Genomic DNA, 14,498 nt, shown 5'->3' with positions numbered 1-14,498 from the left:
CTTCATGGATAACGACACCTTTCCGTTCACATAAATCTCTTATAATTTCTCCAATGCTTTTTTTGTATTTTCCATAAATGATTTGTCTTCTGTACTTTGGCGCAAATACTATGTGATACTTACAATTCCATGTTGTGTGTGCTAAACTATTCATGTCCTTCACAGGGCATACCTCCTTCGATGATGAGATGAAGTGGTCGGGAAACCAACTTTATCCTATCATGAAGTGAGGTTTTTTTAATACCACGCTAGAAGCTCTTTTGAACCCCCGGCATAGCCAGGGGTTTTCTAAACCACTAACAAAAAAGAAGAAGCATCAGCTGCTTCTTCCTTCTCTTCACGAAAAATTGTGAACCGTTTCTGCATGATCTAGTTTTTCAACTTTTTCTTCTTCACCGTCTTTTGCATTGATAAAAATACGATACGTATCATCCTCTATCACACCATAAAATTCATAGCAAAGCACTTCTTCCTTTAAATCATTTTCGATAATCGCAATGTGATCTTCCATCACTTGAAGCCGAGGATTCAATTTTGCTCTTGCTTCATCATCCGTTAGTTTCGGTTTAGGAATATTACGTTCTTTATGATGTATTAAATAACTCTTCGCCTCATAACCGAGAATATCACCATCATCTAAAGCCACTTCTAATGTAATGGAATCTGGATACACTCGCACATTATCTTCAAGATAGACAAATTCAAGCATTCCAATTGAATCATATTGCTTACTGTCAATAAGATGCATGTTTTTCTTCCCATGTTTTTCAAGGAATGCCTTTCCCTTCTTAACGGCCTCGTTTAAACTAATATTTTGCTCACTAATTTGACGATCTTGCAAGAACCAGATTGGCTCTCCGCCTTTCACGCTCATATCCATATTATAATGCGTTTTATGCTCAGGATCATCGATGACAATTGTGTAAGCAGGATACGCGAGACCATTCCCCGTTTTTGTAACATTGACTGGAACATTTTCATCCATCTCTAAGTAGCGACGCGCAATTTTTGCGGCTTCTTCCTTTGACACCTCTTGCCCGTTCAATGCTTTTTTCAATTCGCCATTTAGGTCATCAATCGCCGCAAGTCCAGCTCCCCATTCAGTTTCACTAAATCCTTCTACCGATTTATTCATGACCTTAAAATTACTCGCAACCGTATTAACAGCTGGCTCGTCGCCAGCCTCCATTTCTTTTTCAATGTTTAGCCACTGATCTCCTCTACTTAACATCATTGCTTGTGATTTTCTAATTTCTTTACTTATTCCCTTTGAATGATTATACAGATGCTTAAGCGTCTCATATTCTTTATCCGTCAATGGTTCTTTATCTAGATCACGTATTGAAGTTGTATAGCTAAATTTTCCAAGCTTATACAAAAATTCTTCCGTTTGGCCCAAGTCTACAGAGTTTAACGGAAGTTGTCCGATTTCTTCTTGAGCCAAGCTCGTCACACGCCAAACTTCTGCAAATGCTGGTGTCAGTTGGCGTCTTGTATTCATGGCCAGTGCTGAACCTAATTGATCTTCTATATTATCTATGTGGAAAGCAAGCTCATGAAACGCCCGTTGATAATGATTTTCTGCGGTAATCTTCAATGTCTCATTTTCACTCTGAATCGATTGATTTTGATTTTGTTGTTGAAATCCCCATATCCCTGTAGCCACAATCGCAACAGCTAATAATCCAATAACAATATTTCGTCCCACTTGATTCACCTCCAAAAATTAATAACAGAAAATGTGCTTTCCAATCTTCTTAATTTGTGGTCTTGTCCAAATCCAGCCTGATGTCGCGGTATCTGGATTAAAATAGTACATCGCTTCTCCTGTCGGATCCTGTCCATTTAATGCGTCAATTACTGCTCTTCTTGCCGTTTCATCAGGCTCTAACCAAATTTGACCATCAGCGACTGCAGTGAAAGCTCTTGGTTCAAAAATAACACCTGACACTGTATTCGGAAATGTTGGACTATTGACTCGGTTTATAATGACTGCAGCAACAGCTACTTGACCAACATATGGTTCGCCTCTGGCCTCTCCATAAACAGCATTAGCCATCAGTTGCACATCATTATCAGAATAACCTGGTGGAACATTTGTTGCTTTTTCAATATTTGCCTCGTTATTTTGTTCTTCTGGTACCTCTTCATATGGGACTGGTTCCTCTACAGGTGGTTGCTCTGGCTGCGGTTGCTCTTCACCATACACACCCGGTTCAGGCTGCGGCTGTTGTTCTGCTCTTTGCTGTGGAGCCTCAGGTTGCGGCTGTGCCTGTTGGGTTCGACTTCCTTTAGGTCCTTTTTGAATCTCCTTAGGCGTTCCACCATAGTGCGTGAATTTACGCCCTTCATACAACGATTGCTGAACGAATTTTTCATTAAATTTTGTTGACCTTGCTAGCATGTCTTTCATTTTCGGTCCTACTAGCCCATCAATATCAAGTCCAAATTCGTATTGATAGTTTCGAACAGCCCAATACGTACCCCACCCGAAAACTCCATCAATTTTCCCATTGTAAAATCCAATGTATTGAAGTCGCGATTGTAACTCTACGACATCATCTCCTGTTGCCCCTTGTTGAATGACCTGATCTGTAAAGGCTAATGATGGTGACGAATTCATAATGAAACCTAAACAAACCAAAACCATGACGAATGTTATCTTAATCGAAAACAGATGACGCTTCATGATGCATGTACCCTCCTTGTTGTTCGTTTGATCTGTTTCATGACTTACCTTTTGTCATGATTGATAATGCTAGTGTTTGTTTCCAGTCCCTTTTTATGCAAAAGTCCGCCAAAAACTTGGCAGGAAAAACAAAAAAAGCCCTCAAAAATCGAGAGCTTTCATCGTATAAATCAATTAGATGTATATTACAGAATTGGATTCAATTATCCTAAAACATTAAAATAACGTCCTTCAGGATGAGCAAATACCATTGCCGTAACGGATGCTTCTGGCTCCATCATGAAGCCGTCTGTTAGTTGAATACCGATTTTTTCTGGCTTTAAGAGATTAAATAGCTTCTCTTGGTCTTCCAGATTTGGACATGCTGGATAACCGAAGGAAACCCGAACACCTTGATATTTAGCAGCAAAGCGTTCATCCATTGTCATATCAGCTGAATCTGGGAAGCCTAGACGGTCACGCATTTGTTGGTGAACACGTTCAGCAAACCCTTCGGCAGTTTCAAGGGCAGCTGCTTGGATGAGGTGACTATTTAAATAATCTCCGTCTAATTTTGCTTGTTCAGCTAGTTCACGAACACCTTTTCCAGCCGTAACAGCAAGAAAACCGACATAATCCATTTCTCCGCTTGAGACAGGACGAATATAGTCCGCTAAACATAAATAAGGCTTTTGTCTTTGTCTCGGGAAGTTAAATCGTTCAAGCACGGTTTTCTGATCAGCTGGATCATAAATGAGAATGTCATTACCCTCTGATTGCGCTGGGAAGAATTGATACATTCCGTGAGCCTGTATCAGCTGCTCCGCTTTTGCCTTGGCAAGGAATTGATCGACTTTTTCTTTTAATTGCACTGTACGTTCATCACCTTCAGCAAGGAGACGACTTACCTTTCCTTGCACTCCTAGATGGCGTCCAAGTAGCATCTGCATATTAATATAAGGCTCAAGGTGAGAGAGCTTGTAATCACGTAAAATGTGCGCATCTAGGTCAGTTGGCGTAAAAATAGGTCCATCAACCGCCACATCTGAACGTAGTCCCTCAATTTCAGTGCGCTCTTCAATTGGCTGTCTTTCTGCTCGACGAACGGTATCTTTTTTCGCTCTTGCTTCTGCTAGCTCTTCCGCTAACTTAGCATGCTCTTCAGGTTTAGCAAGTCGATTGGCAATTTCAAGACCATTCATCGCATCCTTTGCATATAAGACGAGACCATCATACTCAGCTGCAATTTTTGTATCTGTGAACTTTCTCGTTAAAGCTGCTCCACCAACTAAAATCGGAATCGAAATCTGTTGTTGACGCAAATCTTGAGCCGTTAACACCATTTGCTGTGCTGATTTTACAAGCAAGCCAGATAATCCAACGGCATCAGGATTTTCTCTTTTGACTGCTTCGATTAATTCAGTCGAAGTGACTTTAATCCCTAAGTTAACAATTTTAAAACCATTATTTCCAAGGATGATTTCGACGAGGTTTTTCCCAATATCATGAACATCACCTTTAACGGTCGCAAGGAGAATTTTCCCTTTACCATTGTCATCTTCTTTCTTCTCCATATACGGCTCTAAATGGGCAACGGATGCCTTCATGACCTCAGCGCTTTGGAGAACCTCAGCCACAATCAACTCATTATTGTTAAAGAGGCGACCAACTTCGTCCATCCCATTCATAAGCGGACCATTAATAATATCTAATGGATCGTCAAATTTTTCTAAAGCTTGATCAAGATCTTCAAGTAAGCCTTCTTTCGTCCCTTCAACGATATAAGAAGCAAGTCTTTCTTCTAACGTCAAATTCGAAAGCTCAACTTTCTTTTCAGCCTTTTTCCCACGATAAAACGCCGTGAATTCTGCTAAATTTTCGTCTGTCGTTTCAAACAATAGCTTGTTCGACATCTCTTTTTCTTCGTCTGAAATCGATGCATAACGCTCTAGCTTCTCTGTATTAACAATCGCATAATCAAGACCTGCTTGTGTACACTCATATAAATAAACGGCATTGAGGACTTCACGACCAACAGGAGGAAGACCAAATGACACATTACTTACACCAAGAATCGTTAAACATTTAGGTAATGCTTCTTTAATTAAGCGAATTCCCTCAACTGTTGCGTTTGCTGATCCAATATACTGCTCATCACCTGTTCCAACAGGAAAGACGAGCGGATCAAAAATAATATCCTCTGATTTCATACCGTACTTATTAACGAGAAGATCATGTGAACGAATCGCCACTTCTAGTTTACGTTCAGCCGATACAGCCATTCCTTGTTCGTCAATTGTACCGACAACGACAGCTGCACCGAACTTTTTGACAATTGGAATGACTTTTTCAAAACGCTCTTCGCCGTCCTCTAAGTTAATCGAGTTAATGATCGCTTTTCCTTGCGAATACGTAAGCGCCTTTTCAATAACCACCTCATCTGTCGAATCGATCATTAAAGGTACTTTCACTTTATTCACAACATAGCTAAGGAATTGTTCTATATCTTCAAGTTCTTCACGGTCAGGGTCAGCTAAACAAACATCAATCACATGGGCTCCGCGCTTGACCTGTGCACGAGCAATTTCTGAAGCCTCTTCAAATTTCCCTTCAGCAATTAATCGTTTAAACTTTCTTGAGCCGATTACGTTCGTCCGCTCGCCAACAAATAATGGGCGCATGCTATCATCATAAATCAATGGTTCAATCCCTGAAACTGCATGCGGGTGCTCAGCATTTAACGGGCGTGGTTGAAAGCCTTTTGTTGATTCCCTCATCGCTGTAATATGAGCAGGAGTCGTTCCACAGCAACCACCAACGATATTCAGCCAGCCTTTTTCAGCAAAAGCCGTTAGCTTTGTCGCTAGTGATTCAGGTGACTCATGATAGTGCCCTTCTTCATCAGGTAATCCAGCATTTGGATAACAACTCACATACGTTGTTGCTAGCTCAGATAGTGAACGGATATGGTCGCGCATAAACTCTGGTCCTGTTGCACAGTTTAACCCAACAACTGTAGGATTCATATGCTCAAGTGATAGATAGAATGCTTCAATATTTTGACCTGCAAGTGTTGTTCCCATCGGTTCAATCGTACCTGATACGTAAATTGGTAGCTTCACATTTAGTTCTTCAAATGCTCTCTCAATGCCGATATAGCCAGCTTTTACATTACGCATATCTTGACTTGTCTCAAGCAGCATAATATCTGCACCACCACGAATAAGGCCACGAGCCTGTTCGTGGTAATTATCAACAAGCGCTTCAAAGGTTGTCCCACCAGTGACGGATAACGATTTTGTCGTTGGTCCCATTGCTCCAGCAACAAAGCGAGGCCATTCAGGTGTAGTAAACTCATCAGCCACTTTTTTAGCTAACTCAGCCGCTAATCGACTTAACTCTTCAGCTTTATGACCAAGATCATAGTCATCAAGTACAATCTTGGTTGAACCGAATGAATTCGTTTCAATAATATCTGCACCTGCTTCAAGATAAGCACGGTGAATGCCTTCAATCACATGAGGGGCTGTCTCATTTAAGTATTCATTACACCCTTCATATTCCTCTCCACCAAAATCTTCAGCAGTCAAATTAGCTTGCTGTAACATCGTTCCCATCGCACCATCAAGGACGAGGATTTTCTTTTCTAGCTGAATTTCAAATAAAGACTTAGTCATCATGTCCGTCCTTTCTAACAATAACCTTGCTTACTTCTTAAGTCCGATCGTTACTTTCTGTTCTTGAATATACTCAGTGAGTTCCACTGTCATTTCATAGCGTAAGAAAGGAGTGATTAAATAAATACCGTTAAAGAATGAAAGTGCTGTATCAATAAGCGATTTAGCGATTTGAATCCCTTCACGAGTCGAGGCCACGCGATCATCCCCACAAGCTGCCATTGCTGCTCGAATATCGTCTGTTAATTTAATACCAGGCACTTCATTATGAAGAAATTCTGCATTTCTCGTTCCCGTTAATGGCATAATACCGATATAAATAGGTTTATCGATATGCTTTGTCTCATGATACAACGCTTCGATTTGTTCCGCACTATAGATCGGCTGCGTCATAAAATAATCAGCACCACTATCGATTTTCTTCTCCATTCGTTTGACCGCTTTATCTAAGTGTCTCACATTCGGATTAAAGGCTGCTGCCACTGAAAAATTTGCCTTTTGTCCAAGCTCTTTTCCAGAGAAAGAAAGCCCTTCATTCAACTGCTTAATAAGTGAGATCAATTGAAACGATGATACATCATAAACAGAAGTAGCTCCAGGGAAATCACCAATTTTTGTTGGATCACCTGTAATAGCTAAAATATCATCAATCCCAAGCGCATTAAGACCCATTAAATGGGATTGAAGTCCGATTAAGTTGCGATCACGACACGTAACATGGATAAGGGGTCTTGCTCCAACTTGCTCTTTAACCATTGCACCGAGCGCGAGATTATCAACGCGAGGAGATGCAAGTGAGTTATCAGCCATTGTTACGGCATCCACACCTGCTTCTTTTAACACTCTCGCTCCTTCCATAAACCGTGTCGTGCTTAGTTTCTTAGGAGGATCAAGCTCAACAATGACAGATCTACGTTCTTTTACGATATCAGGTAATGGCGTTTGCTTGCGAGCCACATCAATGCTTTCACGTACATGATTAATAATCGGTCGAACCGTTTTACTAACAATTGGCGACATATTCTTTTTCACTTCAGCAAAGGCAGCAATATGCTCTGGTGTCGTTCCACAACAACCACCTAATAAACGTACACCTTCATAGATAAATTTTTCACCCATTGCCTTAAAATATTCTGCATTCGATTGATAAAAAACACGCCCATCACGATAATCTGGTAGACTCGCATTTGGATAAGCAGATAAATACGCTTGCTTTGGTAATGGAATCGTTTCAAAAGAGCGTAGCATATGAAATGGACCCATACGGCAATTCAAACCTACAATATTTGCTCCTACTGCAACTAACTGATCTAGCGCACTAGAAACAGGGACTCCACCGTTCATCACCCCTACTTCTCCTAATGAGAGATTAACGATAATTGGCAAATCTGTCCACTTTCTGGCAAGGCTAGCGGCCATTTTTGCTTCTTCAAGGTCGTAGAATGTTTCAAGTAATAATCCGTCTACTCCTTCTGAGAGTATATCATTCATTTGCACGGAAAAAGCTGTCTCAATTTCTCTCAAGCTCCATTCCTCAAGCTGAAAGCGACGAACACCACCAATCGTTCCAACTACGAATGCACCATCTCCAGCTGCCTGTCTTGCAAGTTTTACAGCCGCTTGGTTTAGACGCTTCACATCATCTTTTAGCCCGTACTTCTCAAGCTTTAAACCGTTCGCTGCATACGTATTTGTTTGAATAACATCTGCACCAGCTTCCACATATTGCCGATGTGCACGTAGGATTTTTTCTGGATCTGTTACATTTATTTCTTCAAAGCATTGATCTACGCCTTGTTCATATAGAAAGGTTCCCATTGCCCCGTCACCAATAAGGATTTTAGATGCTAATTGATCCAATAAATTCATCTGCTCATCCCTCCTATTCTAGTTGATCTTTTCTGTTACGAAGCGAAAGGCTTGATCTAAATCTGCAAGTAAATCTTCCGTACGCTCAATTCCTACTGAAAAACGAAGGAGTCTATTACAAACACCATTTGCAATTCGAATATCTTCTGGAATGTCCATATGAGTTTGTGTTGCTGGATACGTCATTAAGCTTTCAACTCCACCTAAGCTTTCAGCAAAAGAGATTAACTTCAGCTGCTGTAAAAATGGATTGACCCATTCTTCTTTTAAAATACGGAATGACACCATTCCACCTTTACCTGGGTAAAGAACATCTGTGACACCCTCATGCTTTTCAAGAAAATCAACAACAGCCTTCGCATTCTCTTGATGCTTATCCATACGAAGGGCAAGTGTTTTCATCCCACGAATCAACAGCCATGAATCAAATGCCCCTAATGTTGCCCCGATACCATTATGATAATAACCAATTCTCTCACATAGTTCAGCACCACGAGCCGTAATTAAACCAGCAATGACATCATTATGTCCACCTAAGTATTTCGATGCGCTATGAATAACAATGTCTGCACCATCAACTAATGGTTGTTGTAAAAGCGGCGTGTAGAATGTATTGTCTACAATCAATAAAAGATTGTGTTTCTTCGCAATTTTCGCTAATTCTGGAATCGAAGCCTCTTGCATAAGTGGATTTGTTGGCGTTTCGATAAATAATGCTTTCGTTTTGTCATTAATACTAGATTCAAATTGTTCGAGATTTCTTGGGTCAGCGTATGAAAATGACAATCCCCAACGATTCCACCCTTGCTCAAACAAGCGATACGTTCCACCGTATAAATCTTGAGATGCCAAGATTTCATCCCCATTCTCAAACAAAGAGAATACGGTTTGAATAGCGGCCATACCAGAGCTACAAGCAAATCCTCTGTCTCCTTCTTCAAGCGTAGCAATTGTCTTTTCAAGAACCTCTCTTGTCGGATTTCCCGTTCTAGCATAATCATAGCCAGTAGATTCTCCAATTCCAGTATGACGGTATGCAGTCGAAAAATAAACAGGTGTATTTATTGTTCCCGTCCGATCCTCGGAACGGTTTCCTATTTGCACTAAAATTGTTTCAAGCTTTTCACGGTTCATACATTTTGCCCCCATCACGTTAAGTATTAAAAAAAACACCCTCATCAACAAGAAGAAGGTGTTTGTATCATCATTCACTTCTTCTTATCTTCCGAGCCTTTTATGACTCGATGGAATTAGCACCTGACCAAAACGGCTGGTTGCTGAGACATCGTCGGGCCATTCCCTCCGTCTCTCTTGATAAGAAATTATTTATTTGCGTTTAATCAAAATTACAACAATTCATATAATTTTGCAAGAGTTTTTTGTAGAAGCATGGGAGTTTTCATTACTTAAATACTAAATGTACATGTTAACCTATTCTGGTGTAGCATCAACATTTAGCCCTTCATCATTTCCACATACACATCGTTTAAAACCTGTTTCATATTCTCCGTCGTCATTACGTCTTCCGCGCAAAATATACTTTTCTCCGCATTCTTTACAGCGAATAACAACTCGATAACGGTCTTCAGCCATAGTGATCCTCCTTTGTGATTTTACGTTTTTATCATTTCTCAAGTAACACATACTCAACTATTGATCTAGTTGATGAGCTCGTTTGACCTTTTTCAAGGCTAGCCACCAAAGCACAAGCATAAAAGGTATCATCCCTATAAGAAAATACATGTCAAAAATAACTAAAATTAAGTCATATATACTGTGTAAGACAATAGGAAAAAAAAGCGATAAAGTCAAATGTCTCGCTTTTTGCCTTGGCTCTATTTTCGCTCTTCCCATATAATATCCCATTAAAACACCAAAGAGCGCATGACTCGAAACAGGTAACAACGCGCGCCCAATTGCCGTTTCTAGTCCGTTTGCAATTAAATAGAATACATTTTCAAGACTTGCAAATCCTAATGATAGAGAAACGCCATATACAATCCCATCATATCGCCTTGTAAAAACCGCATGCTGATAAGCAACAAAATAGAGCAAGAACCATTTAAAGAATTCTTCTGTGAATCCATACAAAAAAAACGCTCTCCAGATCGGCTCTTCAAAATATCCTTCAACGATGAACGCATATTGTAATACCATAACTGGAAAAACGAGTAGTACACCGATCAAAAATGTTCGAAACACCAATCTATTCGTGTTTGTTCCATAATAGTTTCTTAAATAGAAATATGACAGCAATGCCATCCCTGGGGCCATTGCAGCCGTTATAATTGCAAACAATATGCCCTCCCTTTCTTCCTTGTCCCTACTTCATTTAGATTGTCTTAGACAAAGTGTATACATAAAGATAGTGTGGTAAAATAAATACATTACTTTTAAATTGAGGTGCTCGTTTTGAAAAAAATTCTTGTTCTACATACGGGCGGTACAATTGCCATGAAAGAAAATGAGCATGGCGCCGTTCAACCAAACTTAGTAAATCCATTATATTCCACGATTGAATCTCTATCAAGCATCGCCTCGGTGACGGTAGATGACTATTTAAATATTCCATCACCCCATATGACCCCCTCTCTCATGATTCATTTAGCAAAACGTTTAAAAGAAAGGGTAGATGCTGATCAATTAGACGGCATTGTCGTCACTCATGGGACAGACACTTTAGAAGAAACAGCTTACTTACTTGACCTCGTTCTTAATTGGGATATACCTGTTGTCGTAACAGGCGCTATGCGTTCAAGTAACGAGCTAGGCTCTGACGGCCCTCATAATTTGATCGCTTCTGTAAGAGTAGCAGCAAGTGATGAAGCTTTTGGAAAAGGTGTTCTCGTCGTGTTAAATGATGAAATTCATACAGCGAAAAATGTCACCAAAACACATTCAAGTAATATCGCAACCTTTCAAAGCCCTCAGTATGGACCCATTGGAATCGTAACAAAACGTGGTGTCTTTTTTCACCACACTCTCTCACATCGCGAATCTCATCCAATTGTTCAGCTGACAAAAAACGTTGCCTTATTAAAAACATATGCTGGTATGGATCATTCCGTTATTGATGCAATTGGAAGTTCCAATATTGACGGACTAGTTATTGAAGCGTTCGGGCAAGGAAATGTACCACCAGCGATTATGCCCGCTCTTCAACAATTAATTGAGCAAGACATTCCAATCGTCCTTGTTTCACGTTGCTTTAGCGGAGTTGTTCAAGACACATACGCCTATGAAGGTGGTGGTCGTACATTAAAGGAGCTGGGAGTTATTTTCACAAATGGCTTAAACGGACAAAAAGCACGCTTGAAATTAATGGTTGTGCTTGAAAAAACCTCTGACCGAAAAGAGCTGCAACAATTGTTTTTAAATTAATAAAGAAGGCTTGTCGTGAGAGTACCCCTCGCACAAGCCTTCTTTTTATCTTTTATTTTGCTTAATAATATGTTGGGCAATAAGTCCACCATGAAAACGACCATTCTCAATGAAAATTTCATTGGCTTCATTTCCTGCAGCAATCACACCTGCAATATAAAGTCCTTTTACGTTTGTTTCCATTGTATCATGATCAAACTGCGGGCGACCTGTTTCATAATCAACATCCACTCCCATTTTTCTTAAGAAAGAATGATCCGGATGATAGCCTGTCATCGCAAACACAAATTGCGCTGGCACTTTTTTGATCGTCTCACCTACTTGGTAAATGACTTCATTCTTTGTGATTTCCAATACATGAGCATGAAACTCCATCTTAATTTTTTCGTTACGAACAAGCGATTCAAACTCAGGTAAGATCCAAGGCTTCACACTGCTTGAATATTCGCTACCCCGGTACAAATTTGTCACACGAGCACCAGCTTTTTCAAGCTCAAGCGTCGCATCAACCGCAGAATTCTTTCCACCAATGACGACGACATCCATATCAAAATAAGGATGCGCTTCTTTAAAATAATGAAGAACATGATTAAGGTCCTCACCAGGAACACCCATCATATTAGGAGAATCATAATAACCAGTCGCAATCACGACATGAGGCGTTTGATAACGGGCTTTTGAAGTTTGCACGACAAATGACCCATCTTCTGTTTTCTCGACTGCTTCCACCTTTTCATACGCATTGACACGAATTTGTTTACGTTTGACCACATCTCGGTAATAAACAAGCGCTTGATTTCGTTTTGGTTTACGTCCTTCTATAATAAAAGGCACTTCACCAATTTCTAATTTTTCACTCGTACTGAAAAACGTTTGATGAGTTGGATAACGATAAATTGCACTTACAACTTGATCTTTTTCAATAACAAGTGGATTAAGACCTTGATCCATACAACTAATCGCTGCTGCTAACCCACAAGGTCCACCACCAACAATAATGACATCTTCCTGCTTCATTTATGATCACCCTCTTTTATGCGTTCAAAACAGCTTTAAGGGTCTGACCTGCAAATGTGTAACACATACAGTCCAGACCCTTATTAGTATAGCAATTTATATCCAACCACGGAAACGAGATGCTTCAGCCATTTTCCTAACACCGACCATATAAGCCGCAAGACGCATATCGACCTTTCGTGATTTTGCTAAACGATAAATATTGTCAAAGGAGCCAACCATTACAGATTCTAACTTACCTTCAACCTCTTCTTCTGTCCAATAGTAGCCTTGGTTATTTTGAACCCATTCAAAATAAGAAACCGTCACACCACCAGCACTAGCAAGAACATCGGGCACGAGTAGCACATCGCGCTCAGATAAAATCCGTGTCGCTTCCATCGTTGTCGGCCCATTTGCAGCCTCGATGATAATTGAAGCTTTTATGTTATGAGCATTTTGCTCTGTAATTTGATTTTCAATCGCAGCTGGAACTAATATATCGCAATCAAGCTCAAGCAATTCCTCATTCGAAATTGTTTCTTTAAAAAGCTTAGTCACTGTTCCGAAACTATCGCGACGGTCGAGCAAGTAATCAATATCTAGCCCTTCTGGGTCGTGAAGGGCACCGTATGCATCTGATATCCCAATCACATTTGCACCAGCGTCATGCATAAATTTCGCTAAAAAACTACCCGCATTTCCAAAGCCCTGAATGACAACACGAGCCCCTTCTAACTCAATACCTTTTCTTTTCGCTGCCTCACGAATACAAATCGTGACTCCTTTAGCTGTTGCCGATTCACGACCGTGAGAGCCACCAAGAACGACTGGTTTTCCAGTAATAAAACCTGGCGAGTCAAATTCGCGAATACGACTATATTCATCAAGCATCCATGCCATAATTTGTGAGTTTGTGAAAACATCAGAAGCAGGGATATCCTTTGTCGGTCCAACAATTTGACTAATAGCACGTACATAGCCACGACTTACTCTTTCAAGTTCACGGAATGACATTTCACGTGGATCACAAACGATCCCGCCCTTCCCTCCACCGTAAGGAAGATCGACAATTCCTGCTTTTAAACTCATCCAGATCGAGAGCGCTTTTACTTCTTTTTCAGTCACATTTGGATGAAAACGAACTCCACCCTTTGTCGGCCCAACGGCATCATTATGTTGAGCACGAAAACCTGTAAAAATCTTTGTCGAACCATCATCCATTCTCACAGGAATACGGACGGTTAACATCCGAATTGGTTCCTTCAATAACTCATACATTTCATCGGGATAGCCTAGTTTGTCCAATGCTTTTTTTATTACACTTTGAGTCGAAGCAAGCACATCAAGCTGTTCAGCCTGCTTTTCTTTTTCGTCCATTCCTATTCACCTCTAAAATGAGTATCGACGTGATTGAACAACTACTTTCATGATAAGTGTTCATCAATTCTTACTATAATGAAAGAACTACTATATTTCCACCTTTTCATTTAAAATAATCAATAATCGTTACATTGAATGACCCACTCGGAGCAAAACATAAAATTTTTAAAAGGCTGCTGAGAACTTGAACTGCCCCCTGTCAAGTAGACAGTGGAAATAATAAAAAGGATCTAAGCGGCTTTAGCTCTATATTCCATAGGGCTAAGGCCGTTTAATCGTTTTTGGTATCTTTCATAATTATAAAAATGGATGTACTCATTTATCGCTGTCGAAAGTTCCTCAAATGTCTTAAATTTATGTAAATAATACTTCTCACATTTTAGTGTTCCAAAGAAAGATTCCATTGGTCCATTATCAATACAACGACCAACTCGGGACATACTTTGTGTCATCTCTGCGGTATCAATCTTCCGTTTAAACGCTTTAGAGGTGTATTGGAATCCACGGTCACTATGGATAAGGGG

General features: G+C 40.2%; 12 protein-coding genes and 1 riboswitch. Of the genes, 1 reads left to right on the top strand and 11 read right to left on the bottom strand.

What is annotated here, in order from left to right; genetic code table 11:
* The 8 genes from tnpA to prsW all read right to left on the bottom strand — a co-directional run.
* On the bottom strand, window positions 1-154 hold a 154-nt coding region (gene tnpA / locus IQ10_RS17710; RefSeq protein WP_144451801.1), incomplete at its 3' end, for an IS200/IS605 family transposase.
* A gap of 183 nt (window positions 155-337) precedes the next feature.
* Window positions 338-1,708: a germination protein YpeB gene (gene ypeB, locus IQ10_RS17705; protein ID WP_144451800.1), complete on the bottom strand. Its 1,371-nt coding sequence runs from the start codon at window positions 1,706-1,708 to the stop codon at window positions 338-340.
* Between the two features lie 18 nt (window positions 1,709-1,726).
* Window positions 1,727-2,689, bottom strand: a complete 963-nt coding sequence (gene sleB / locus IQ10_RS17700) for a spore cortex-lytic enzyme (RefSeq protein ID WP_144451799.1) — start codon at window positions 2,687-2,689, stop codon at window positions 1,727-1,729.
* A 203-nt stretch (window positions 2,690-2,892) separates the two neighbouring features.
* Complete coding sequence (gene metH, locus IQ10_RS17695; RefSeq protein WP_144451798.1) at window positions 2,893-6,345, bottom strand: methionine synthase; 3,453 nt, start codon at window positions 6,343-6,345, stop codon at window positions 2,893-2,895.
* Between the two features lie 30 nt (window positions 6,346-6,375).
* Window positions 6,376-8,214, bottom strand: coding sequence for a bifunctional homocysteine S-methyltransferase/methylenetetrahydrofolate reductase (locus tag IQ10_RS17690; RefSeq protein WP_144451797.1), 1,839 nt, complete (start codon window positions 8,212-8,214; stop codon window positions 6,376-6,378).
* 18 nt (window positions 8,215-8,232) lie between these two features.
* A complete protein-coding gene (locus tag IQ10_RS17685; RefSeq protein WP_144451796.1) occupies window positions 8,233-9,348 on the bottom strand; it encodes a methionine biosynthesis PLP-dependent protein in 1,116 nt (371 codons plus the stop codon).
* 81 nt (window positions 9,349-9,429) lie between these two features.
* Window positions 9,430-9,535: riboswitch (SAM riboswitch) on the bottom strand.
* A gap of 110 nt (window positions 9,536-9,645) precedes the next feature.
* On the bottom strand, window positions 9,646-9,807 hold the full coding sequence (locus IQ10_RS18230; RefSeq protein WP_199757453.1) for a hypothetical protein: 162 nt from the start codon (window positions 9,805-9,807) through the stop codon (window positions 9,646-9,648).
* A 57-nt stretch (window positions 9,808-9,864) separates the two neighbouring features.
* Window positions 9,865-10,512, bottom strand: a complete 648-nt coding sequence (prsW, locus tag IQ10_RS17680) for a glutamic-type intramembrane protease PrsW (protein WP_144451795.1) — start codon at window positions 10,510-10,512, stop codon at window positions 9,865-9,867.
* Window positions 10,513-10,626: 114 nt separating this feature from the next.
* Between prsW and IQ10_RS17675 the strand changes: the two genes are divergently transcribed.
* Window positions 10,627-11,595: an asparaginase gene (locus IQ10_RS17675; RefSeq protein ID WP_144451794.1), complete on the top strand. Its 969-nt coding sequence runs from the start codon at window positions 10,627-10,629 to the stop codon at window positions 11,593-11,595.
* 45 nt (window positions 11,596-11,640) lie between these two features.
* On the opposite strand, the gene IQ10_RS17670 is transcribed toward IQ10_RS17675, so the two are convergent.
* The 3 genes from IQ10_RS17670 to IQ10_RS17660 form a co-directional block, all read right to left on the bottom strand.
* Window positions 11,641-12,612: a YpdA family putative bacillithiol disulfide reductase gene (locus IQ10_RS17670; protein WP_144451793.1), complete on the bottom strand. Its 972-nt coding sequence runs from the start codon at window positions 12,610-12,612 to the stop codon at window positions 11,641-11,643.
* 96 nt (window positions 12,613-12,708) lie between these two features.
* Window positions 12,709-13,971 (bottom strand): Glu/Leu/Phe/Val family dehydrogenase, encoded by a 1,263-nt coding sequence (locus tag IQ10_RS17665; protein WP_144451792.1) that lies wholly within the window; start codon window positions 13,969-13,971, stop codon window positions 12,709-12,711.
* Between the two features lie 233 nt (window positions 13,972-14,204).
* Window positions 14,205-14,498 (bottom strand): IS3 family transposase (locus IQ10_RS17660; RefSeq protein WP_144451791.1); only part of this gene is annotated, 294 nt, incomplete at its 5' end.

Source organism: Halalkalibacter nanhaiisediminis (genome assembly GCF_007830185.1).
Classification (GTDB): Bacteria; Bacillota; Bacilli; order Bacillales; family Bacillaceae_D; genus Halalkalibacter; species Halalkalibacter nanhaiisediminis.
Note: the sequence above shows the minus strand (reverse complement) of the source record. Positions and strands in the feature narration are given on the sequence as shown.

Excerpts from the sequence above, each read along its gene's own strand:
- sleB (WP_144451799.1), bottom strand. The coding sequence starts at position 2,689 with ATGAAGCGTCATCTGTTTTCGATTAAGATAACATTCGTCATGGTTTTG.
- metH (WP_144451798.1), bottom strand. The coding sequence starts at position 6,345 with ATGACTAAGTCTTTATTTGAAATTCAGCTAGAAAAGAAAATCCTCGTC.
- IQ10_RS17690 (WP_144451797.1), bottom strand. The coding sequence starts at position 8,214 with ATGAATTTATTGGATCAATTAGCATCTAAAATCCTTATTGGTGACGGG.
- IQ10_RS17685 (WP_144451796.1), bottom strand. The coding sequence starts at position 9,348 with ATGAACCGTGAAAAGCTTGAAACAATTTTAGTGCAAATAGGAAACCGT.
- IQ10_RS18230 (WP_199757453.1), bottom strand. The coding sequence starts at position 9,807 with ATGGCTGAAGACCGTTATCGAGTTGTTATTCGCTGTAAAGAATGCGGA.
- IQ10_RS17670 (WP_144451793.1), bottom strand. The coding sequence starts at position 12,612 with ATGAAGCAGGAAGATGTCATTATTGTTGGTGGTGGACCTTGTGGGTTA.
- IQ10_RS17665 (WP_144451792.1), bottom strand. The coding sequence starts at position 13,971 with ATGGACGAAAAAGAAAAGCAGGCTGAACAGCTTGATGTGCTTGCTTCG.